Source organism: Microbacterium paraoxydans (assembly GCF_900105335.1).
Taxonomy (GTDB): domain Bacteria; phylum Actinomycetota; class Actinomycetes; order Actinomycetales; family Microbacteriaceae; genus Microbacterium; species Microbacterium paraoxydans.
Map to the genome: position 1 here is coordinate 1,916,980 of NZ_LT629770.1, position 22,113 is coordinate 1,939,092.

The following is a 22,113-nucleotide window of genomic DNA, read 5'->3' on the forward strand; positions in this document are numbered from 1 at the left end:
TCTACGCGTGTAATCGTGTCCTCCCTAGTTCTCTCGAGCGTTCTCCTGGTGAGTGCGATCGTTCCGTTCGAGTCGGCGGCTGCTCAGGTGCCCGCGGACAGCACGAGCACTCCCGCACCCGAGGATCCGCCGGTACCTGCGGTCGAGAATGTTGACCGCAATGACCTTGATGTGGTGTCACGTTCGGAGTTCGAGACCCGCTATGTCGATAGCGCTGGGAGTGAGGTGGCTCAGTTCTCCGTCGACCCTCTCAACGTGCGCGTCGACGGAAAGTGGGTTGATGTCGACCCGAGCTTGTCTGGGGATAACGATGGGTGGACTGTCGAACAGCACCCGCTTGCCCCCGAGTTCGCTCCCACAGCCGACGGCCAGAACACGGTCACCGTGACACGTGACGGCCACGAGGTCGCCATGTCTCTCGTCGGAGCAGACGAGGGTTCCCCCGAGGCGCCGGTGTGGCCGTCGGACGACTTCAGCTCCCTCGCTTATCGTGATGTGCTTCCCTATGCTGACCTTGAGTACACAATCACTCCCGGGTCCGTGAAAGAAGCACTGGTGCTCCACGCCGCGCCCGCTGCAGGTAAGCACTCGTGGACCTGGCGCATCGACCCAGGAAACTTGACGCCCGCACTGACCGAAGAGGATGTTCTCGAGTTCGTGGACGCTGATGGGGCGGTCGTGATGTCCAGCCCGACGCCCATCGCCTGGGACTCCGCCTCCGACGGCACTGCAACCCCTCGCGAGGAAGTCGTCTTGGATGCCGCGCTGCTGCGCAGCTCGAACGAGAACTGGTTCTACCGCGTCTCCATCGAGGAGTCCTGGATACAGGATGCCGACCGGGTGTTCCCCGTCTACATCGATCCCGAAGTGGTGGGCACGATCGCGAACCAGAACTCGTACAAGTCCGACGGCGGTCAGTATCTCGGCCAGCAGCACATCGGAAACACAAAACAGCCTGAGGGCGACCGCTACTGGCGTGCCGTCGTCAACTTCGCAGGCGGCGCCTCCGTCGGAAAGTTCATCGAAGCATCAGACCTCGGCATCACCTACGCCGGAGTTGGGTCTACCGCCACCCACTCCGGCAATGTGCGCGTTGGCACAGCGTGGGAGTATGGCGGGTACAGCACCCTGCTCGATTCCTATTCCCTGGGCGCCGGGACGACACAGACCAACGGAACTACGTTTCCCACCTACATCGCCAGCCGCTTCGGCAAGGCGTCAGCCACCAACGTGGCCTTCATGATCAGCGGCGCCGAGGGCACCGTCTATAGTCACAAACGCGTCACCACCGACCTCTGGGTCAAGTATCACGCCCACGTCAACCCCACATTCGTGACCGGCACAGGCGGGTCGCCCACAAACGGCGCCACCGGTGTGACGTTGACCCCCACCTTCAGATCCACAGCAACTGCCGTCACCGGTTCCAGCTTGCGATACTCCTACCGGATTTTCACCGACCCTAACGGAACACCCTTCTACACATCACCGGAAACGACCTCGGCTGTTCATCGGGTTCCCGATGGGACGCTGAAGCCCGGTACGAAGTACTACTGGCGCGCCTACGTGCGCGACGCGGGTTGGGATGGCCACCTCGGACAATCCACTCTCCGCTCCACCGGTGCGTGGAGCTTCACCACCACACCCATGCCGGCCATGGACGAGGGGCGAGAACTTCATGAGCAGGCTGGCGACCTCTACCCAGTGCCCGCGACCGTGATCTCCGCCGGGGAAGCCGTCACGGTTCCGGTTGAAGGGCTGTACGGGATGCCGTCGTTTGCGGACGGGCTCGATGCCGTGGTCGCCAACGTGAGCATCCGTAGCACCACCACACAAGGCGCTTCGATCCGCGCGTGGCCGAGCGATCTGGACGAACCCGACGCGACCATGCTCGAGAGCGCGTCAACCCACTGGAACTCCATGTTCACACCCATAATGGTCGGCAGCGACGGCACCATACAGGTCCGGAACCTTTCCGCCTCTCCCATGGAACTCAAGCTCTACATGCTCGGATACGCCACGGTGCCCTCACGCATACTCCCCGCTGATGAGACTGAGGAATCCGAGCACATCGAGCCCATCGACGACAGCCAAGACGAACTCCTGGAAGGAGATCCCGACGGAACCGAGCCGGAAGCACCCCCGGAAACCCTCGTCATCGAGAACGAGACGGGAGAGTTCCTCGTCACCACGGAAGAACTCACCCCCGCCGATGCACAAGAGGTGACAGAAGGCGGCGGGGGCATTACAACGTTCGGTTTCATCCCCCCGAAATCGCCCGCACCCACTAACTGGCGCGGCTGCGGCCTCTTCGACAAGAACGAGCAATACGTCAAAAGCTACGATCGCAAGCGACTGAGGAACAGTTTCTCTGGTTCCGTCGCGACCCTCCGGTGCGGAACGGCCAGGGATTATGGCTTTCGGCATGTTCAGGCGCGCCATCAAGGGGAGTGGACCAACGTTGGCGGACGGGTGGGGGTGCAGTGGCGCGACATGGCCGACTGGTCCATCGCCTGGATGCTCTACGACCCCGACCGAGTCGTCGCCAGCGGTCCCAACTTCTGTTACTCCCGGACAGTTTTCGTCTACAACAAGAAGACTGGGCAGAAGGTCTATCAGACTAATGTCCGGCTGTTCCTCGGAAAAACAGGTCAGAGAATCATCACCGCGAACCCTGGTCGACAGTGCTCAGGAATCAACTTGGTCCGCTAGTAGCCCGCCAACGAAAGGACACCAAGATGTCTCGACGCCTTCTGCGCCTATCGCCGGACTACGGAAACATCCTCCCCGTTTGGGAGGAGACACCAGGTCTCGAGGCAGGTGACCTCGATCCCGAAGATTCAGGGCTCTCGGATGGTCTCGTACAGGAGCTCCTCGCATGGAACACCCGTTGGGAAGAGTTTCTGTACTCGAGCATGCCAGAAGACGAGTTGGAGAAACACCGCGACGCATGGGAGAGAGAAGGCCGCAGCCTCGCCAAACGCATCGAACTCGAACTCGGCCGCGAGATCGACGTACACGTCACCTATAAGCCTTGAGCTCGCGATACTGCTCACGGGCGCGCGGCGGGGGTCGGTCCGCCTGGCCGCGCAACCCTGGATGCCATCAATCGCAACGTCCAAGGCGATCTGTTGCTGCAAGTCAGAGCCGCCGGGGCACCAACCGGGACCCTACCGATACTCGGGATCGCCGCCTGGTGGTCGAGGACTGACTCAATGGACGATCCTCGCCCCCGCCGGTGCGCGGCAGCGTCCGCACGTGCGGTGCAGCCCTCGCTGCGCTTCCTCTGCCGAGCGTGACCGCCGCGCAAACGGCGGATGCCCCGTGGTCCCCCCACCGCGGGGCATCCGTGCGCCCGTTCTGCGGACGCACGGGACGCGATGCGGGGGCTTAGCCGAGCTCCTGGAGATCTGCCGTCATGTCGCCGCCTGCGTCTCCGGTGTTGACCGTGCCCTTCGGCTCGAAGAGGATCGCGTGCACTTCTTCCTCGGCTTTCGGGCAGTGCTCGACGCCCCGGGGCACCACGAACACGTCGTTCGGGTTCAGGACGACGTCGCGGTCGCGGAGCTGGATCGTCAGGCGTCCGCTCACCACGAAGAACAGTTCGTCGGTCTCGAGATGCGTGTGCCAGACGAACTCGCCCTGCAGCTTCACGACCTTGACGTCGTAGTCGTTGACGCTCGTCAGCCGGTGCGGCTGCCAGTGCTCGTGGATGGTGGACAGGGCCTCGTGCACATTGCGAACGTCGTCCGTCATGGCCAGCAGCCTATCCTCACGGCAGGACGATCGACCCGTCGGCGTCGACGACGACGGCACTGCCCGGGAAGTCCCGCCGCCCGCGCTCGTCCATCAGGGCGCCGGCGCGACCGGTCGGATCGGGCGCCGGGGCACCGACTTCTGCGTCAAGACGGACGGACCGGATCTGTCCGCCGAGGAAGGTGCCGTCCGCACCGAGACGGACCGACAGGTAGGCGCCGAAACGGGTCTCCTCCTCCGCCCCGAAGATGCCCCCTCCCGCGAAGTTGCCCAGGCTGTACGCGATGAGGCGGCCGCGGTAGAACTCCGCACCCCGGACGACGTGCGGGCCGTGCCCGACCACCAGATCGGCGCCGGCGTCGACGGCCGCGTGCGCGAACGCCTGCGGATCGCCCCGGTTCTCCCCGAAGCTGAGCTCGGTCCCCCCGGTGACCGCGTCGGCCTCCGGTCCCTCGGCGCCCATGTGCGCGTGGACGACGACGAGATCGGCCTGTTCCGCCGCCGCACGCACGACCTGACCGACGTGACGGAGGTCGGTGACCCGGTTGAATCCCCCATACGGCGCGAAGCCGACCAGGGCCACGGTGGTCTCCCCCACCCTCGTCACGACGACCTCGTTCCGGTCCCCGACGGCGTCCATGCCCTCCGCGCGCAGAACGGCCCTCGTCTCGTCGACGCCCTCCCGGCCGAAGTCGTGACTGTGGTTGTTCGCCTGATTGAGCACGTCGAAGCCGCGCAGCGCCGCAGCGGCATCCGGCTCGCTGCGGAACGCGAGGCAGTGGTCGCTCCCGGCGCACTTGTCGACGCCGGTGTCCGCCGCGATCACCTGCTCCAGGTTGCCGGTGACGATGTCCTCGGTGAACCAGGGGCGCACCTCGTCGAAGGTCGATCGTCCGCGATCCGCCGGGATCCCGCGAGACGCGTCGTACAGCAGGATGTCGCCCACGGCGCCGATGCTGACCTCTCCCGCGAGGGTGCCGGCGCGGTCGGCGATCGCGGCGGGGCGGGCGGGGATCGCCGCCGCCGCGCTGACGGCGAGGCCGACCCCCACCAGGGTCAGCACCGCGACCGGTGTCCGCCAGGGGACTCTGCGAGGAGCACCGCCGGCCGCGGTCCGCCGACGAGGCAGATCCCACAGCCAGGTGAGTCCGTCGCGAGCGGTGAGGCGATCGAGGCCGATGCACGCGGCGACCAGACCCGCCGTGAGCACGATCGGGAGCAGGACGGCCGCGAGCAGCTGCGCGGCCTGCCCCGCGTCGGACAGCACCCCCACGAGCGCGGCGTCGGCGAGCGCGAGCAGCGGCATGTGCAGGAGGTAGATCGGCAGGGTCCGGACGCCGAGCGCCTGCAGGCCCCGCCCGACCAGAGGGAGGCCCGCGAGGATCGGAGCGACCGCGATTCCCATCGCCACCCCGAGGACGGACACCGCCGGCCACACCCCCGGAACGGTCTCCGTGCCCGTCACGCGCATGACGGCGTAGGCAGCGAGATACCCGAGGGTCAGCGCCCCGGCGAGTGCCGGTCGTGGTTTCGCGGTGAAGCGGCGGATGCGCGGCGCGAGATACGCACCTCCGAGGAAGAAGAAGAGGTTGTAGAGGAGCGATCCGCGGTTGCTCACCACGTCGACCAGTCCGGCGGCCACCGCCACCGAGAGCATGCCGGAGCCCACCAACAGAACGCCGCGCGGCAGTCGGTGCAGGCCCTTCGCGACGACGAAGTACAGCGCGAGCGCGTAGAGGTACCAGGTGTTCGGCGGGCTGATCGTCACCCCCTCCACGAACGCGGAGACGCTCCTCGGCACGAACGTCGGGAAGTCCGGGAATGCCCACATCGCGGCGGCGTGGATGAGGCTCCACAGCAGATACAGATACAGGAAGCGGACCACGCGGGGACGGAACACGACGGCCCAGGGCCGGGCCAAGGCTGCCGAGGCGAAGTACCCCGACAGGAACAGGAACAGCGGCATGAGGAACGGCCAGATGAGGTCGCTCGCGAGGCCCCAGGCCCCGGGAAGGGGGATGCCGAGCCGCCAGTCGACCTGCAGGTAGGTCTTCAGCACGACGTGCCAGAACACCACGAGGACGATCAGCAGCCCCTTCGCGGCATCGCCCCAGGGCGCTCTGGATGTCGGGAAGGGGGGTGGTGTCGCCATGGAATCGAGCCAACAGCACAGCATGTTGCGTCGGCGTATGAGAAATGTCGCCTGATCCTCACCGCGTCCGGATGCACGAACGCCCCCTGTCCTCCGGGACAGGGGGCGTTCCGTTCGACAGGCGTACGCCCGTCGGGTGCCTTACTTGGCGGCGACGACCTGCAGCGTGATGACGGCAGTGACGTCCTCGTGCAGACGCACGGTCGCCTCGTACTCACCGGTCGCCTTGATGGGCGAGGTGATGTGCACCTTGCGCTTGTCGATCGAGCCGAGGCCCGCAGCCGTGACGGCCTCTGCGACGTCGGCGGTCTTCACCGAGCCGAACAGACGGCCTTCCTTGCCGGCCTTCACCGCGAGACGCACCTTGGTGCCCTCGAGGGTGTTCTTCAGGGCCACAGCCTCGTCGCGGTCGTGGATCGCGCGTGCCTGACGCGCGGCCTGGATCGAAGCGACCTGCTTTTCGCCACCACGGGTCCACGCCGTAGCGAAGCCCTGGGGGATGAGGTAGTTGCGGGCGTACCCGTTCTTGACCTCGACCACGTCACCGGCGCTACCCAGCCCGGCGACCTCGTTCGTGAGAATCAGCTTTGCCATCTCAGTACCCCTTACCGGCCGGCGCCAGCGTAGGGCAGGAGCGCCATCTCGCGCGCGTTCTTGATCGCGGTGGCGATCAGACGCTGCTCCTGCACCGACACACCGGTGATGCGACGGGCGCGGATCTTGCCGCGCTCCGAGACGAACTTGCGGAGGGTGGCGACATCCTTGTAATCGATGACGCCGACCCGGATGGACTTCGCGGGAGCGGCGTTCTTCGCGCCCTTCCGCGGCTTGCGGCGGTCGCCGCTCGACTTTCCAGCCATTGCTTTTCCTTAGTGATGAGCGGGGTGCGGCCCTTCGACAAGCTCAGGGACCCACCCGTGAAGAAGTGTTTTCAGAAGGGGGTGTCGTCGCCGAAGCTGCCCGGAGTGCTCCAGGCGTCGGCGCTGGTCGACGAGCCGGGAGTGGACCACGGCTCCTCCGACACCTGCTGCTGCTGCGCGGGACGGGACTGTCCCCCGCCGCCACCGCCCGAGGCCGCACGGGTGACCTGCGCGGTCGCGTACCGGAGCGAGGGGCCGATCTCGTCGACCTCCAGCTCGATCGCGGTGCGCTGGTTGCCCTCGCGGTCCTGGTAGGAACGCTGGCGCAGACGACCCTGCGCGATCACGCGCATGCCCTTGGTGAGCGAGCCCGCCACGTGCTCGGCGAACTCACGCCACACCGAGGCGCGGAGGAACAGCGCTTCGCCGTCCTTCCACTCGTTCGCGGCACGGTCGAAGTTGCGAGGCGTCGATGCGATGGTGAAGTTCGCCACCGGCAGCCCGTTCTGCGTGTAGCGCAGCTCGGGGTCGGCGGTGAGGTTGCCCACCACGGTGATGACGGTTTCGCCGGCCATGAGACTTAGGCCTTCGCAGCCTTGGCGGCCTTGCGGGCAGCCTTCTCTTCGGAGCGCTTGGCCTCGGAAGCGATCATCGCCTGAGCCTCTTCGGCGCGGAGCACCTTGGTGCGCATGATCTGCTCGTTCAGCTTGAGCTGACGGTCGAGCTCCTGCGTGGCGGCGCTGGTCGCGGTGAAGTTGACGACGGCGTAGATGCCCTCGGTCTTCTTCTGGATCTCGTAGGCGAGACGGCGCTTGCCCCAGATGTCGACGTTCTCGATAGAGCCACCATCGTTGGTGATGACCTTCAGGAACTTGTCGAGCGTCGGGGCGACCTGGCGCTCGTCGATCTCGGGGGTCAGAATGACCATGAGTTCGTACTGGTGCGTCACTTACCCACCTCCTTCGGACTAGAACGGCTCTCGGGGATTTCCCGGGAGCAGGAGGGTGTGTGCACGTGCCCGCCCGTGGAATCCCGAATGGACGCCGCAAGGCAGACAACCTCGACAGTCTAGCGGAGTTTCCTCGGAACCGCCTCCCGCACATCCGCTCCGTCCTTGGCATGCTGGAGGGCGTGCCTGATGACGGTCATCGGCACTGACCTGGAGGGGGGCGCCATGCGCGTCAACAAGTGGGGGGTCGGCGTCGTGCTCGCCGCCGCCGTCATGCTCACCGGATGCTCGGCGGGAGCGTCGGACAAGCCGGCCGAGTCGAAGCCGAGCGGGGCCGCATCGCAGGAGGCCGAAGCGCCGTCCTCCGACTGCCCCGAACTGGCCGACGGCGCCACCGTCGACGGCTCGGCCCTCGGCGCCTGCATCGCCGAGGCCATGACCGACACCGCCGGCTATGCCGCCAAGACCGTCGTGATGGGCATGGAGTCCACCACGCGCTTCAACCCGTCCGAGAAGGCGCTGGAGTCGCTCTCGCCGATGGGCTCGATCGTCGCGATCGGCGACGACGTCTGGGTGAAGTCGCCGTCGAGCGACTGGCAGACCGCCGACCCGTCGTCGAGCGACCCCATCATCGCCGGCCTCAGCACCACCGCGAAGGACGTCACCGCGATGGACCCCGCCGAGACGGCGAAGGCCATCACGGGCGAGTTCACCGTGACCGGCACCGGCGAGCGCCTCGGCCAGAAGGTCTACCTCGTCAGCGGCACCGTCGAGCAGGCGGGCACGCCGGTCGAGGTCGTGTTCGAGGTCACCGACGACTACGTCAACCTCGCCTCGACCAGCTCCGCGACCGTGCAGGGACAGTCGGTCGACGTCGCCCTCGAGATCACCGAGTGGGACGTGAAGCAGGACATCGTCGCGCCGCTCTGATCGCACGGGACACGCGAAGGGCCGGAGCGCACGCTCCGGCCCTTCGCCGTCACCACGACGGTAGCGGAGGAACGAACGGAGGCCGTCGATGCACCTCAGATATGACCCAGAAGCGGACGCCGCCTACCTCCCGGTCGGGCGCGAGCTCCACGCGGGTGAATCCGTCGCGCAGGTACCGGAGATACGCAACCCGCACGGAGCAGGGGAGATCATCCTCGATTTCGACGCCGACGGGCATCTTCTCGGCGTCGAGATCCTCCAGGCGTCGAAGCTCCTCCGGGCCGAAGACCTCGATCGGGCCCGACGCACCACGGTGTAGATCGCCGCGCCCTCGACCGCAATGTAACATTACAGCGCACGAATGCGGCGGGTACTCGTGGGAGGAGCCAGTCTCAGTTGATCGGCTGCTCGCGTAGCGGGAAGGGCATCCGGCTCCGCCAGTGGGCCGGCATCATCACCGGATGCTACTCCCAATGAACGAGAGGACTGGATCATGACGCTCCACTCAGGACGATGGATCGCCTCCGCGACCCTGCTGATCGTGGCCATCGCTGTGCTCATCCTGCGTATGCAGGGTCTCATCAGCGACACCGCCAGTTCGGTACTGATGGCGGCGCTGCTGGCGATCGCCATCGCCGTCGGGATCGCGATGTCGATCCGACGCCACCGGCGGTCGCGGTCACGCACGCACTCCGACTGACGGAGCACCGGATCGGCTTCGTCGTGCCCGTCTAGTAGGCGAAGGGAGGCACCTCGGCCCAGACCGCGCGGTCGTCGGCGGAGGGGGCATCAGGGATGCGGCCTGTGCCGTCCGGCTCCGGGATCGCAGCGAGCAGCGCCTGCGTGTAGGGGTGCCGCGGCGCCGCCCAGAGCTCGTCGGTCGGCCCCGATTCGAGCACCCTCCCGCCGAACATGACGAACGTGCGGTCGGCGATGCGGCGCACGACGGCGAGGTCGTGGGAGATGAAGAGCATCCCCGCACCGGACTCGGCCACGAGATCGCGCATGAGTCCCGCGACACTCGTCTGGGTGGAGGCGTCGAGGGCGGAGATGGGCTCGTCGGCGACGAGCAGCGACGGCCGCGCCGCGAGCGCTCGGGCGATCGCGATGCGCTGCTTCTGGCCGCCGGAGAACTGATGCGGGAAGCGGGTGCGCACCTCGGCGGGCAGTCCGACCCGCTCCAGCCACTCCTCCACTGTGGAACCGGCGGCACCGCGCGCACGGGCGGTCGCGATGCCGTCGGAGATCTGGTCGCCGATCCGCCGGCGCGGGTTCAGCGAGGTCGCCGGGTCCTGGAAGACCATCTGGATGCCCGTGAGCGCCGTGTCACGACGACGGATCCCCAGCGGCGCGACGGGGGCGCCGCGGAACGACACCGTCCCGGCGGCGGCCTTCTCGATGCCGACGACGGCGCGGGCCAGGCTCGACTTGCCGCTGCCGGACTCGCCCACGAGGGCGACCGTCTCTCCCGCCGCGACACTCAGCGAGACGCCGTTCACCGCGATCACGGGCGGGGTGCCCGGGTACCGCACCGCCACGTCACGCGCGTCGAGGACGCTGACCTCACTCATCCGCGGCCTCCTCGGGGCTCTCGTCGATGCGCGACCCTGGGAGGGCCGCGAGCAGCATGCGGGTGTACTCGTGCTGCGGGGCGCGGAAGAGCGTCTCCCGATCGGCGAGCTCGACGATGCGGCCGTCCTTCATGACGGCGACCGTGTCCGCGATCGCACTCATCACACCCAGGTCGTGGGTCACGAGCAGGACGGCGAGATTCCGCTCGATCGCGAGGTCGCGCAGGAGCTTCAGGATGCCGGCCTGCACCGTCACGTCGAGGGCGGTCGTCGGCTCGTCCGCGAGCAGCACCTCCGGGTCGCACGCGAGGGCGCAGGCGATCGCGATGCGCTGCCGCTGTCCGCCGGAGAACTGGTGCGGATACCGCTTCAGCGCCTCGACCGGGTTCGGCACCTGCACGGTCTGGAGCAGCTCTACCGCCCGTTCGCGCGCAGCGGCGCCCTTGAGGCCGAGGTGCACGCGCATGTGATCGGTGAGCTGCCGACCGACCGGCAGTTGCGGGTGCAGCGAGGCCGACGGGTCCTGGAAGACCATCGCGATGCGCTTCCCGCGGACGCGGTTGAGACCGCGTCGGTTACGACCGACGAGCTCCTCCCCCGCGAGCAGGATCGAGCCGCCGGTCTTCGCCTGTCGCGGCAGGAGGCCGAGCACCGCCAGGGAGGTGAGCGTCTTGCCGGAGCCGGACTCCCCAGCGAGGCCGTGGATGCGCCCTGGTTCGAGCTCCAGGGACACGCCCTTCACGAGCGGACGGCCGATGTCGATCGTGAGGTCGCGGATGCTCAGCGTCGCCGTGCTCTGCGCGGTCATGCGGGCACCCCCGTCGCGGAGGCGGTGTGCTCCGCCTGCTTCTCGTGTGTGATCTCGGCGGTCGGGTCGAGCACGTCGCGCATCGCGTCGCCCAGGAAGTTGAACGCGAGCACCACGGTGAGGATCGCGAGGCCGGGGAAGACTCCGAGCCACCAGGCGTCGAAGTTCTGCATCGCCCCGGAGATCATCGACCCCCACTCCGCCGTCGGCGGCTGCGCGCCGAGACCGAGGAAGGAGAGTCCCGAGAGGAGCAGGATCGCCGCGCCGATGTCGAGTGTCGCGAGCACGAGGACCGGGCCGGCGATGTTCGGCAGGATGTCGACGAAGAGCGTGCGCAGCGGCGAGTGGCCGAGCAGGCGGCCCGCGATCACATAGTTCTGCCCGCGGAGACCGAGCACGATGCTGCGGGTGACGCGGGCGTACTGCGGCCACGAGACCACGATCGCGGCGATGACGGCGTTGAACAGCGAGGGGCCGAGCGAGGCCGCGACCACCATGGCGAGGATCACGGTCGGGAACGCCATGAAGAGGTCGGTGATGCGCATGAGCGTCTCGTCGACGGCGCGCCCGAAGTACCCGGCGACCGCGCCGACGAGGGTGCCGATGATGAGGGCGGCGATCACGAGCATGAGCGCGAGCGGCAGACTCACCGTCGCGCCGGTCATCAACCGGGAGAAGATGTCGCGGCCGTTGCCGTCGGTGCCGAGGATCGTGTCGATTCCCGGCGGCTGCAGACGGGGCAGCACCTGCGCGTTCGGCGGGTAGGGCACCCACCACTGCGCGGTGAAGGCGACGATGATCCACGCACCGGCGATGACGGTGCCGATGATGCCGAGCGGGGTGCGCCAGGCGCGCGGCCAGCGGAAGCGGAAGCGTCCGGCGGGGGTCGCTGCGGCGATGCGGCTCATGCGATCCTCACTCTCGGGTCGAGCACGCCGTAGAGCAGGTCCACGATGAAGTTGATGAGGAGGTAGATGACACCGACCACGAGACCGACCCCCATGATGCCGGGCAGGTCGAGGTTCGCGGCGGAGTTGTAGGCGTAGGTGCCCAGCCCCGGCCAGGCGAACACCGACTCGACGAGCACCGTTCCGGAGAGCAGGGCCCCGAACGCGACACCCACCACCGTGAGGATCGGCAGCGAGGCACCGCGGAGCACGTAGTCGAGGATGACGCGCATCGCCGGCAGGCCCTTGGCCCGGGCCGCGCGCACGTAGTCGCTGCCGAGGACCTCGAGCACCGAGGTCCGGATGAAGCGGGTGAGCAGTCCGATGGTCACGAGCGAGAGCACCATGACCGGCAGCGCGAGGTGCGCGAGGGCGTCGAAGAAGCCCACCGCGTCGCCGTTCAGGAGGTAGTCGACCGTGTAGAGCCCGGTCACGCGGGGAGGCGGGGTGATCGACGGCGAGATGCGTCCGGAGCCCGGGGCGATGCGCAGCTCCAGGAAGAACACGTAGAAGCTGACCAGCGCGAGCCAGAAGGTCGGGACGCTGAGCCCGACGAGCGTGACGACGCGGATGACCTGGTCGGTGACGAGTCCGCGGCGGTACGCGGCGAGGGTGCCGAGCACGATGCTGACCGCGAGGCTGACGATGATCGCGCCGATCGCGATCTCGATCGTCGCGGGCACGGCGGTGGCGAGGTCGCTGGTGACCGGGCGTCCGGTCACCAGCGACGTGCCGAGGTCCCCGCGGAGCAGGTTCCCCATATAGATGAAGTACTGCACGAACAGTGGCTGGTCGAGTCCGTTCGCCTTGATGAACGCCTCGCGGGTCGCGGGGTTCTGCGACGCGCCCTCACCGAGCGCGGCCGAGACCGGGTCTCCCGGCACCAGGTTGGTGAGCGCGAACGTGACGATGGTCACGCCCACCAACAGGAGCAGAGAGGTCCCGGCCCGCCGCAGCAGGTATCCGACGAGAGGCGAGCGGCGCCGCTGCGCCTGCCTCTGCACGGCCACTGTCGTCATGACGATCCGTTCAGCCGGCCGGCTGGATCTCGGCGATGTCCATCTCCCACACGGAGTTGTAGACGGCGCCGGACACGCTGGAGGCGGAGGAGATGTTGCGACCGGGGACGATCAGCGGCACGAACGGGCCCTCGGCCTGCATGGCCTCGGCGAACTCGGTGAAGGCCTCGGTGCGCTGCTCGGCGTCGGTCGCGGCGGCCGCACCGGCGGCGATGCCCGCGATCTCCGGGTTGGCCTCGGCCGCCCAGCCGGCGCGGAGGCCGACCTTCAGACCCGGGGCGAAGGGCAGGAAGTTCGCGGAGTCGGCGTAGTCCGGACCCCAGAACCACAGGCCGAAGCCCTCGGTGCCGTTGACGTACGCGTCGAGCTCGGTCGCGAACGGTGCCGGAGCGAGGTCGACCGCGATGCCGGCGTCCTCGAGCTGCGCCTGGATGCGCTCGGCGAGCGGGGTGAACTCCACGCCGCCGACCGGGTAGTCGTTCGGGAACTGGAGCTTGAGGGTCTGACCGGTGTATCCGGCCTCCTCCAGCGCGGCCTTCGCCTTGTCGAGGTCCTGCTCCACGCCGCTGTCGAGGGCACCCTCGAAGCCGGGCGGGATGACGCCGGTCGCCTGGACCGCACCGGCACCGGCGAGCTCGAGCAGCGCGTCGTAGTCGAGCGCGTAGCGGATGGCCTCCGCGATCTTCACGTTCGCGAGCTCACCGCCGGCCTCGCCCTGGTTGAGCAGCAGGAAGATGGTCTGGCCGGACGGCACCGAGTCGACGCTGATGTCGTCGCCGAGACCGGCGACCTGGTCGCCGTTGAGGTCCATCGCGACCATCGAGTCGCCGCCCTTGAGGTTGGCGAGCTGGGTCGCGCTCTCCGAGACGTTGCGCACGACGACGCGGCTGTAGGCCGACTCCTCGTCGCCGTTGTACTCGTCGTTGCGCGTGAGGACGACCTGCGAGCTGAGGTCGAGGGTGTCCAACACGAACGGGCCGGATCCGGCGGACTCGCCGTCGAGGAAGCCCTGGGCGCTGTCGGAGCCGTCGGTGCTCCCGCCGTTCTCCATGACGACGTCGGCGTTGACGATGCCGAGCGCCGGGTTCGCGAGGATCGCGGGGAGCTGCAGCAGCGGCGTCTCCGAGGTGAACCGGATGGTCTTGTCGTCGACCTCTTCGATCCTCAGGCCGCCGAGCAGGAAGTTGGGCTTGGCGTCTTCCATCCCCTGGATGCGCTGCAGCGAGAACACAACGTCCTTCGCCTCGATGGGCGAGCCGTCGGAGAACACGCGGTCGCCTTCGAGCGTGAAGGTGAACTCGGTCGCCTCGTCGTTCTGCTCCCACGACGCCAGGCCGGGGACCGGAGTGGACACGTCGGAGCCCTCGAAGTCGACGAGGGTCTCGTACAGCGCCTTCGCGATCATGTTGCCGGTCGGGTCGTACGTGTGACCCGGGTCGGTGGTCTCGATGGAGAACGCGGTGTCGATGACGAGGGAGTCGGACCCCTGGGACGACTCGGAGTTGTTCGCGGAGTTCCCCCCCGAGCAACCTGCGAGCGCCAGGAGCGCGACGGCTCCGAGCGCGATGACCGGCGTGATACGGCGTGACGACATCAGGGCCTCCAAGGGCGAGGAGTACATTCGGGTGCGGCCGCCACCGATGTGGACGACCGGGGATCAGATTCGCATCATATGCGACGATGTGTCCAGCAAGTGCGCGTCACACAGGCACGCATTGTCGAGAACCTCGGATGTGAGGAGCAATATGTCCAGCAAGGACGCGGATCCGTCGAAGCAATCTGGACGAAGTGCCGCCCCCTTGGACGAGACGGCGTACAGAATCCTCGATGTGCTGCGCGATAACGGTCGCGTCTCGATCGCCGCGCTGGCCGAGAAGGTGGGCATCTCGCGGGCCAGCGCGTACACGCGGGTCGAGTCGCTCGTGCACGACGGCGTCATCACCGGATTCAGCGCACGCGTGGATCAGGCCAAGGCGGGGCTGTCGATCGGGGCCCTCGTCTTCGTGACGGTCATGCCGCAGGCCTGGGCGTCGTTCCGGGAGCGGATCATCGAGATGCCGGACGTGGAGTGGTGCGCGATCACGACCGGGGAGCACGACGCGATGCTGCTCATCCGCGCGGTCGACGTGAGCGGCGTGCACGAGTTCTCGACGGGGGTCATCGCGCAGCTTCCCGAGGTGCGGACGGTGGTCAGCGTCGTCGTGCTCGACGAGGTCATCCGGCGGCCCTACCTGCTTCCCGGCGACCTGCCGGAGCGGCAGACGGAGGTTCCGCTCGGGATGACGCGATGGACGCCCGCCTCGCCGGGGCGGGACGCGCTCCCGCCGCGCTGAGTCAGGCGGCCGGGATCTCCTCGACGACGCTGAGCTGCGGGAGGCCGTGCATCTCGTAGTGCTCCACCAGGCGGATGCGGCCGTCCTCGGTCAGCTCCAGCTCGCTCTCGCCGTCACCGGTGACCACGGTGCCGTCGGCCCTGAGCACATGGACGAACGAGACCCAGATCGTGTCGCCGGTACGCGTACCCACGAACTTCCCGAAGGTGACCGTGTCGCCCTCGTAGCCGCCCCAGATCGCGCCGTCGCGTTCGAAGTACTCGAAGACGCTGGGGGCATCGGGATCGACGGCCGATGTCGTGGACGAGACCATGCGGAAGCGTCGGCCGTCGAGGGAGGGGAGAGTGGCGGTGGCAGTCACCCCTCGATTATGGGGGATCGACGGCCGCGGCTCGCGTCGTCGGACGCGGCCGGTACCGTGGTCGCATGGAGTGGATCGCAGACCCCGGCGTCGGCGCGTGGCTGCGGGAGACCCTCGACGACGGTCTGGGCAGCATGCACGCGGTCGTCCCCCGCGGCTTCCCCGCGTACGCCCGGATCTTCCATCCCGCCACGGTGCGGGAGAGTCCCACGGCGGCGGATCCCGACGTGCGCGTCAGCTGGGCGGACACCGCCGCCGCCTTCGGCACGACGATGCACGCGGAGGCGCAGTGGCACCGGATCGTGCGCACTCCCGTCGACGCCGACTGGCGGACCCGCATCGCTCCGGACGGCCGCGAGTTCACGGCACCGATGGAGGGCGCGCTCGACAGCGACCTCGTGACGGTCCTGGCCGGGCACCTCGCCGCCCACACCGCGACACCGGACGACGGGGTCGTCGCACTCTGGGAGGGGTTCGGCGGTCTGGTCGGCTTCTTCGGAGACGGGCCGTCCCGTGTCTTCCTCACGTTCAGCGAAGACCCGCACCATCAGGCGATGCTCGACCGCAGCACGCACGACCCCTTCAACAACGTCTTCCGGAAGCCCACCTGGCAGGACGGCATCCTCTCGCGCGAGATCTCCGAAGGGCCCCGACTGGAGCTCCCCGGGCGCGACTACGTGCTGTTCTCCGGGGGCGCCCAGGCCTTCGCGGATCCGGACTGGGTGCTCGGCGTGCCGTGGCGCGACCGGGTCGGCGAGGAGCACGGCTTCCCGCCCGCCGCTCAGAGCCCGAACATCCTGTGGCCCGCCGATCGCGCCTGGGTGATGGTCTCGGAGATCGACTACGACTCCACCATCGTGGCGGGCTCGCCCGACCTCATCCGCGCGATCTGCACGGACGAGCGGCTGGAGGCGAAGGCACTTCGCGAGGGCGCCGACCTCACGTGGGACGCCGACGAGGTCAACCGATGACGTCTCCGCAGGCGTCGGCGTCGTTCGATGCGCGGCCCCTCACCGACCCGGTCGACCCGGCCGCCGTCCGCGCCTTCACGGCGGAGCTCCGGTCCCGGCGGACGACCGGCATGGCGGTGTCGTCGATCATCGCCATCGTGGCCGTGGCGATCGCCGGGGTCGTGCTGCTCCCGATCCTCGCTTCCGTGGTGGTGGCGCTGGCAGCGAGCAGCGGCTCTCCCGCCGCAGCGGCGATCCCGCTCGTGCTCCTCTTGCTGGTGGCCGCGGGAGTGGGGGTCCTCATCTGGATGGGCGTCCGCAACGCGCGCACCGCCCGGTACCGCCTGCACCGGTTCGCCCAGGCCAACGGCATGACCTACGAGCCGCGCGTCGACGATCCACCGCTGCCCGGCATGATCTTCCACCTCGGCCGTTCGCGGCTGGCCACCGACCTGGTCCGCGGGACGAACCCGCGCTTCGTGGAGTTCGGCAACTACCAGTACACGGTGCAATCCGGGAAGAACTCGACGACGTATCGCTGGGGCTACGTGGCCGTGAAGCTGGACGTGCCCCTGCCGAACATCGTGCTCGACGCGAAGGGCAACAACGGCTTCGGCTCCAACCTGCCGGCCTCGTTCCAGCGGGCGCAGCGTCTGTCGCTCGAGGGCGACTTCGACCAGCACTTCACCCTGTACTGCCCGGACGGCTACGAGCAGGACGCGCTCTACCTCTTCACGCCCGACATCATGGCGCGTTTCATCGACAACGCCGCGCAGCTCGACGTCGAGATCGTCGACGACTGGCTGTTCCTCTACACGCCCCGCCGCGCCTCCACGCTCGATCCGGCGACCTGGGCGTGGCTGTTCGGGACGGTGGGGGCGCTCTTGACCAAGCTCGACCAGTGGGCGCGGTGGCGCGACGACCGTCTCGCCACCGCCACGACGCCCGGCGGCCACGCGCTCCCGTTCGCTCCGCCGGCCGGGATGATCACTCCACCGCCGGGTGTCGCGCCGCAGGGTCGGCGCCTCAAGCGCACGGGCACCTGGGTGCCGATCCTCGTTGTGATCGGATTCGCGGTCTTCTGGATGCTCAGCCGCTGGAACTGACGACGAACCCGATGTGGGGGTGGGTGCCGTTCTGGGGAACCGACGCCCACCCCATCCCCCCTCGGGATCGAAAGGAATTCGACGTTCCCTCCGCATTGACGGTTCGACCGTCCCGCCCGTGGTCAGCTGGGGACTGACGCTGCGTGGCGATACCCGGATGGTATACCGGCGGACGTTGCACCCGGTTGCGTTCATGCGCGGGAATGCACTTTCCCGCGCGGCGCTCAGCGGTGCATCGAGCTGTCGGCCGCGGCCCCGCTCGCGGTCTCCGCGGCCAGGACCGCGTCGAGCGTCTGCCAGGCGTCCGCAGCGCGCATCGCCTCTCCGACCTGCCGCGCGCGATCCCGGAACGTCGGCTCGGCCAGCACCCGGCGCACGGCTTCGGCCACCTGCCCGGGCTTCGGCGCGTTCGTCCGCAGGTTGATGCCCACCCCGGTCCACCCGACTCGGGCGGAGACCTCGACCTTGTCCTCCGTCTGCCCCGCGACCACCAGCGGGACGTCGTGGGCCAGGGCCTGCTGCACCCCGCCGAAGCCTCCGTTGGTGACGAACACGTCGACCTCCGGCAGCAGCCGGTCGTAGGGCAGGTACTCGGCGACGCGGACGTTGGCCGGCAGCTCCGCCGGGAGCGCGTCGACAGGGCGCCCACCGGTGGAGACGACCACGAGCGCGTCCGTCGCGGCGAGCCCGGCGATGGTCGGCAGCACGAGCTGACCGAAGTCGGCGTTGGCGATGGTGCCCTGACTGACGTGGATCACGGGCCGCCGTCCGTCCAGGTCGGACCACCACTCGGGCAGTGGCACGCTCGACGACGCCGCGGGCAGGGGTCCGGCGAAGTGCACGGACGCCGGGAGGTCGGAGCGCGGGTACTCGAACGCCGGCACCGAGAACTGCACGTACGCGTCGGCGCGGGCCGCCCAGTCGAGCACGAATCCGCCGAGATCGCGGCCGACCGCCTCGCGCGCCATGGCGTCGGCCTCCTTCTGCACGCCCCCGAAGATCACGCGCTCCGCCACCAGACGCAGGAAGGCGTTGCGCACCCGTCCGAACGGCCCCCGCATCGGCGTGACTCCGAGCCCGAACGGGGCCGTGTCGACGCTGCGGGCGCCGAGCGGGAAGATCCCGAGGACCACGACCGGGGGCCGCTCGGCCTTCGGCAGCCGCTGCAGCAGCGCCGCACCGACGAACAGCGGTTCGGTGAGGACGGCGTCGATGCGGTTCCGCGCCAGCTCGGCGCGCACGGCCTCGAGCTGAGCCCGACCCGGGCGGATGAAGAGAGTGCTCATGTCGAAGCGGAGGGCGGCCACCCCGGTGAGGCCTTCGCGCTCGGGGAACGCGCCGTTCGCGTCGTCGAGGTCGACGTCGGCCTCCGTCGGCAGCGGGCGGAACCGCGCTCCCGCCGCGGTCACCTGCGCCTCGTAACGGGTGCTCGTGAGGAAGAGGACCTCGTGCCCGCCCGCGACGAGGTGCCTGGCGACCTGCAGCAGCGGGAGCACATGCCCGTGGGCGGGGGTGCAGGTGAGGAGGTAACGGGACATGGCGGCTCTCTCGATAGGGTTGGTTGTACCGTCGAAGTATTCACCACCCCTTGAGGAAAGTCAATGACGTCGAGTGCACGCCCCTACCGCTCCGCCCTGCGGACCCGACAGGCCGAGGAGACCCGTGCGCGCATCGTCGCGGCAGCCGCCCGCCTGTTCGCCGCGCAGGGATACCAGGCGACGACGATCTCGGCGATCGCCAAGGAGGCCGGCGTCTCCGCGGAGACGGTGAAGACCACGGCGGCGAAGGCGGAGCTGCTCATCGCCGCCTTCGAGGTCACCTTCTCCGGCTCGGAGGCCGCCGAGACCCTCGCCGACACCGAGGCCGGCTCCGGGCTGACCACCCTTCCCGACGACGTCTTCCTCGACGCGGTCATCACGCAGATCGCCGCCGCGAACGCGCGGGGGCATGCGCTCTGGACGGTCCTCCTGGGCGCGGCGCTCTCCGACCCGGTCGTCGACGCCACCCTCCAGCGCATCCTCGAGAACCGGGCTGCGGACTACCGGGGGTTCGCGGCGGAACTTCAGCGCCGGGGCATCGTCGACCCGGACCACGACGGCGACGCCCTCGCCGACGTGCTGTCGTTCCTGCTCTCGCCGGAGAGCCACCAGCAGCTCGTCGTGCAGTCCGGCTGGTCGCCGCACCGCTACCGCTCCTGGCTGCGGAGCGCTGTACTCGCCGCGGCCTCTCCGTCGGCATGACGACTCACCGCGCGGACCAGCCGCCGTCCATCGTGTAGCTCGCGCCGGTCACCATCCCGGCGGCGTCGGCGGCGAGCCAGACGGCAAGGCCCGCGACCTCCTCCGGCTCCACGAGGCGTTTGATCGCGGCTTCGGTGAGGAGCACCTTCTCCAGGACCTCGCTCTCCGGAATGCCGTGCACCCGCGCCTGGTCGGCGATCTGGCGCTCGACGAGAGGCGTGCGCACGTATCCGGGATTGATGCAGTTGCTCGTGACGCCGTGCGCGGCACCCTCCAGCGCCGTCACCTTCGACAGCCCTTCCAGGCCGTGCTTGGCCGCCACGTAGGCCGCCTTGAACGGCGAGGCGCGAAGACCGTGGACGCTCGACATGTTGATGATGCGCCCGAAACCCCGCTCGTACATCCCCGGGAGTACGGCCCGGGTCAGCAGGAAGGGCGCCTCGAGCATCAGCTGCAGGAGAAGCGAGAAGCGGGCGGGGTCGAACTCCTCGATCGGGCTGACGTGCTGCACGCCCGCGTTGTTGACGAGGATGTCGGTGTCGAGGCGGAGTGCGGCCAGTGCATCGCGGTCGGTGAGGTCGACCTGCCACGCCTCCCCGCCGATCTCGTCGGCGAGGGCTTCGGCCGCGTCACCGTCGATGTCGGCGATCGTCACGCGGGCGCCCGCCTGCGCGAAGGCTCTCGCGCAGGCGGCACCGATCCCGCTCGCTCCCCCGGTGACGAGAGCACGACGTCCGTGCAGATCCGTCATGCGGCACTCGCAGCCGCGGTGCGTGCGTTCGTGCGGGCGGCATCCGCGTCGTCGATGGCCTGCAGGGACACGCCCTTCGTCTCCCGCAGCGAGAGCACCGCGATCGCCGTGACGATGCAGGCGAACACGATGTAGAGCGCGATCGGCAGCCAGGAGCCGAAGTCCCGGAGCCACTGGATCGCCAGGATCGGCGCCAGCGACCCGGCGAGGATCGCCGTGACCTGCGACCCCAGCGAGACGCCGGAGTACCGCATCCGCGTCGGGAACAGTTCGGCCATGACCGCCGGCTGCGGCGCGTACATGAACGCGTGGAAGCAGAGGCCGATGGTGACCGCGAGCACGATGAGCCCGGGGTTCAGGGTGTCGAACATCGGGAAGGCGAAGAAGGCCCAGGTCGCGCTGAGGATCGCGCCGGTCAGGTACACGGGCTTGCGGCCCCAGCGGTCGGCGAGCCGCCCCGCCTGCGGGATGATCGCGAAGTGCACGACATGCGCGATGAGCAGAGCGAGCAGCAGCTGACTGGTGTCGTACTCGTGGACGGTCTTCAGGTAGACGATCGTGAAGCTGACGACGATGTAGTAGACGATGTTCTCGGCGAAACGGAGGCCCATCGCCTGAACGATCCCGATCGGATACCGGCGCAGCACCTCGACGACGCCGTAGGAGGTGGCCTTCTCCGCCTCGACCTGCGCCTTCGCCTCCAGGAAGATCGGAGCCTCCTCGACGTTGCGGCGGATGTAGTAGCCGACGAGCACGATCACCGCGGAGAGCCAGAAGGCGATGCGCCAGCCCCACTCGAGGAACGCCGCCGAGCTCATCGCCCACGAGCTCACGAGGAGCACGAGCGTGGCGAGCAGATTGCCGACGGGAACCGCGGCCTGGGGCCAGCTCGACCAGAACGCGCGCGACCGGTCGGGGCTCTGCTCCGCGACCAGGAGGACGGCCCCGCCCCACTCGCCCCCGACAGCGAAGCCCTGGATGAAGCGCAGCGCGACGAGCATCGCGGGCGCCCAGTAGCCGATGCTCTGGAAGCCGGGGAGGCACCCCATGAGGAAGGTCGCGGCGCCGACGATGATGATCGTGGCCTGCAGCGTGGGCTTGCGGCCGAAACGGTCGCCGATCTGACCGAAGACGATGCCGCCGAGCGGCCGCGCGATGAAGCCGACCGCATACGTCACGAAAGCGGCGATGATGCCGTCGAGCGGCGATCCGGTGGCCGGGAAGAAGTAGGTGCCGAAGACGAGGCTGGCGGCGGTCGCATAGAGGAAGAACTCGTACCACTCGACGACGGTGCCGGCCATGGAGGCGGCGACGACGCGCTTGAGCTTCGAGGAGGACGGGGCGGCGGCGGGGTGACCGGAGGCGCGGGTGGGGGCGGTCATT

The 22,113-nt window shown here is 68.7% G+C and carries 24 protein-coding genes; 9 read left to right on the plus strand and 15 right to left on the minus strand.

Features of this window, described 5'->3' with window-relative positions; all coding sequences use genetic code 11:
• The first annotated feature begins 48 nt into the window (after positions 1-48).
• The gene (locus tag BLU02_RS09605; protein ID WP_157547041.1) at positions 49-2,709 is read left to right on the plus strand and encodes a hypothetical protein; all 2,661 of its coding nucleotides are present in this window, start codon (positions 49-51) and stop codon (positions 2,707-2,709) included.
• Positions 2,710-2,735: 26 nt separating this feature from the next.
• A complete protein-coding gene (locus BLU02_RS17430) occupies positions 2,736-3,035 on the plus strand; it encodes an immunity protein CdiI family protein (protein ID WP_144881674.1) in 300 nt (99 codons plus the stop codon).
• A 352-nt stretch (positions 3,036-3,387) separates the two neighbouring features.
• On the opposite strand, the gene BLU02_RS09615 is transcribed toward BLU02_RS17430, so the two are convergent.
• The 6 genes from BLU02_RS09615 to rpsF all read right to left on the minus strand — a co-directional run bounded on the left by BLU02_RS09615 (position 3,388) and on the right by rpsF (position 7,714).
• Positions 3,388-3,753 carry a cupin domain-containing protein gene (locus tag BLU02_RS09615; RefSeq protein WP_060923667.1) on the minus strand — a complete coding sequence of 122 codons (366 nt, stop codon included), beginning with the start codon at positions 3,751-3,753 and terminating at the stop codon, positions 3,388-3,390.
• Between the two features lie 16 nt (positions 3,754-3,769).
• Complete coding sequence (locus BLU02_RS09620) at positions 3,770-5,905, minus strand: CapA family protein (protein ID WP_167627841.1); 2,136 nt, start codon at positions 5,903-5,905, stop codon at positions 3,770-3,772.
• Between the two features lie 141 nt (positions 5,906-6,046).
• Positions 6,047-6,499, minus strand: coding sequence for a 50S ribosomal protein L9 (gene rplI / locus BLU02_RS09625; protein WP_060922050.1), 453 nt, complete (start codon positions 6,497-6,499; stop codon positions 6,047-6,049).
• Between the two features lie 11 nt (positions 6,500-6,510).
• Entirely contained in the window at positions 6,511-6,765 is a 255-nt protein-coding gene (gene rpsR, locus BLU02_RS09630; protein WP_017203799.1) for a 30S ribosomal protein S18, read from the minus strand.
• Positions 6,766-6,836: 71 nt separating this feature from the next.
• Positions 6,837-7,340: a single-stranded DNA-binding protein gene (locus tag BLU02_RS09635; protein ID WP_025102815.1), complete on the minus strand. Its 504-nt coding sequence runs from the start codon at positions 7,338-7,340 to the stop codon at positions 6,837-6,839.
• 5 nt (positions 7,341-7,345) lie between these two features.
• Positions 7,346-7,714: a 30S ribosomal protein S6 gene (gene rpsF, locus BLU02_RS09640; protein WP_021201450.1), complete on the minus strand. Its 369-nt coding sequence runs from the start codon at positions 7,712-7,714 to the stop codon at positions 7,346-7,348.
• Between the two features lie 225 nt (positions 7,715-7,939).
• Here rpsF and BLU02_RS09645 point away from each other — a divergent pair, with 225 nt between their 5' ends.
• The 3 genes from BLU02_RS09645 to BLU02_RS09655 all read left to right on the plus strand — a co-directional run bounded on the left by BLU02_RS09645 (position 7,940) and on the right by BLU02_RS09655 (position 9,344).
• Positions 7,940-8,644, plus strand: a complete 705-nt coding sequence (locus BLU02_RS09645) for a hypothetical protein (RefSeq protein WP_231919541.1) — start codon at positions 7,940-7,942, stop codon at positions 8,642-8,644.
• Between the two features lie 88 nt (positions 8,645-8,732).
• Positions 8,733-8,963, plus strand: coding sequence for a DUF2283 domain-containing protein (locus BLU02_RS09650; RefSeq protein WP_060922052.1), 231 nt, complete (start codon positions 8,733-8,735; stop codon positions 8,961-8,963).
• Positions 8,964-9,137: 174 nt separating this feature from the next.
• Entirely contained in the window at positions 9,138-9,344 is a 207-nt protein-coding gene (locus tag BLU02_RS09655) for a hypothetical protein (RefSeq protein ID WP_060922053.1), read from the plus strand.
• 31 nt (positions 9,345-9,375) lie between these two features.
• Here the strand turns inward: BLU02_RS09655 and BLU02_RS09660 are convergent, their stop codons facing one another.
• From BLU02_RS09660 to BLU02_RS09680, 5 genes are read right to left on the minus strand one after another with little or no spacing between them, the layout of a single operon-like run.
• Positions 9,376-10,215 (minus strand): ABC transporter ATP-binding protein, encoded by an 840-nt coding sequence (locus tag BLU02_RS09660; RefSeq protein WP_060922054.1) that lies wholly within the window; start codon positions 10,213-10,215, stop codon positions 9,376-9,378.
• Entirely contained in the window at positions 10,208-11,023 is an 816-nt protein-coding gene (locus BLU02_RS09665; protein ID WP_060922055.1) for an ABC transporter ATP-binding protein, read from the minus strand. The genes BLU02_RS09660 and BLU02_RS09665 overlap by 8 nt, the downstream gene beginning before the upstream one ends.
• Positions 11,020-11,931: an ABC transporter permease gene (locus tag BLU02_RS09670; protein ID WP_025102819.1), complete on the minus strand. Its 912-nt coding sequence runs from the start codon at positions 11,929-11,931 to the stop codon at positions 11,020-11,022. The genes BLU02_RS09665 and BLU02_RS09670 overlap by 4 nt, the downstream gene beginning before the upstream one ends.
• The gene (locus BLU02_RS09675; RefSeq protein WP_058631931.1) at positions 11,928-12,989 is read right to left on the minus strand and encodes an ABC transporter permease; all 1,062 of its coding nucleotides are present in this window, start codon (positions 12,987-12,989) and stop codon (positions 11,928-11,930) included. Before BLU02_RS09675 ends, BLU02_RS09670 begins: the two co-directional genes overlap by 4 nt.
• Positions 12,990-12,999: 10 nt before the next feature.
• Positions 13,000-14,583, minus strand: a complete 1,584-nt coding sequence (locus BLU02_RS09680; RefSeq protein ID WP_060922056.1) for an ABC transporter substrate-binding protein — start codon at positions 14,581-14,583, stop codon at positions 13,000-13,002.
• A gap of 151 nt (positions 14,584-14,734) precedes the next feature.
• Between BLU02_RS09680 and BLU02_RS09685 the strand changes: the two genes are divergently transcribed.
• Positions 14,735-15,322, plus strand: a complete 588-nt coding sequence (locus tag BLU02_RS09685) for an Lrp/AsnC family transcriptional regulator (RefSeq protein ID WP_234024180.1) — start codon at positions 14,735-14,737, stop codon at positions 15,320-15,322.
• A 1-nt stretch (position 15,323) separates the two neighbouring features.
• Here BLU02_RS09685 and BLU02_RS09690 read toward each other — a convergent pair whose 3' ends face one another.
• A complete protein-coding gene (locus BLU02_RS09690; protein WP_231919542.1) occupies positions 15,324-15,683 on the minus strand; it encodes an avidin-fold protein in 360 nt (119 codons plus the stop codon).
• A gap of 65 nt (positions 15,684-15,748) precedes the next feature.
• Between BLU02_RS09690 and BLU02_RS09695 the strand changes: the two genes are divergently transcribed.
• A complete protein-coding gene (locus BLU02_RS09695) occupies positions 15,749-16,654 on the plus strand; it encodes a hypothetical protein (protein ID WP_060922057.1) in 906 nt (301 codons plus the stop codon).
• Positions 16,651-17,739 carry a hypothetical protein gene (locus BLU02_RS09700; protein WP_060922058.1) on the plus strand — a complete coding sequence of 363 codons (1,089 nt, stop codon included), beginning with the start codon at positions 16,651-16,653 and terminating at the stop codon, positions 17,737-17,739. Before BLU02_RS09695 ends, BLU02_RS09700 begins: the two co-directional genes overlap by 4 nt.
• Positions 17,740-17,963: 224 nt before the next feature.
• Here BLU02_RS09700 and BLU02_RS09705 read toward each other — a convergent pair whose 3' ends face one another.
• Complete coding sequence (locus BLU02_RS09705) at positions 17,964-19,277, minus strand: glycosyltransferase (RefSeq protein WP_060922059.1); 1,314 nt, start codon at positions 19,275-19,277, stop codon at positions 17,964-17,966.
• Positions 19,278-19,340: 63 nt separating this feature from the next.
• Here BLU02_RS09705 and BLU02_RS09710 point away from each other — a divergent pair, with 63 nt between their 5' ends.
• Entirely contained in the window at positions 19,341-19,979 is a 639-nt protein-coding gene (locus BLU02_RS09710) for a TetR/AcrR family transcriptional regulator (protein WP_060922060.1), read from the plus strand.
• A gap of 4 nt (positions 19,980-19,983) precedes the next feature.
• On the opposite strand, the gene BLU02_RS09715 is transcribed toward BLU02_RS09710, so the two are convergent.
• Both BLU02_RS09715 and BLU02_RS09720 read right to left on the minus strand, forming a co-directional pair.
• The gene (locus BLU02_RS09715) at positions 19,984-20,730 is read right to left on the minus strand and encodes a 3-hydroxybutyrate dehydrogenase (RefSeq protein WP_060922061.1); all 747 of its coding nucleotides are present in this window, start codon (positions 20,728-20,730) and stop codon (positions 19,984-19,986) included.
• Positions 20,727-22,112 (minus strand): MFS transporter, encoded by a 1,386-nt coding sequence (locus tag BLU02_RS09720; protein WP_060922062.1) that lies wholly within the window; start codon positions 22,110-22,112, stop codon positions 20,727-20,729. The genes BLU02_RS09715 and BLU02_RS09720 overlap by 4 nt, the downstream gene beginning before the upstream one ends.
• Position 22,113 lies beyond the last annotated feature (1 nt).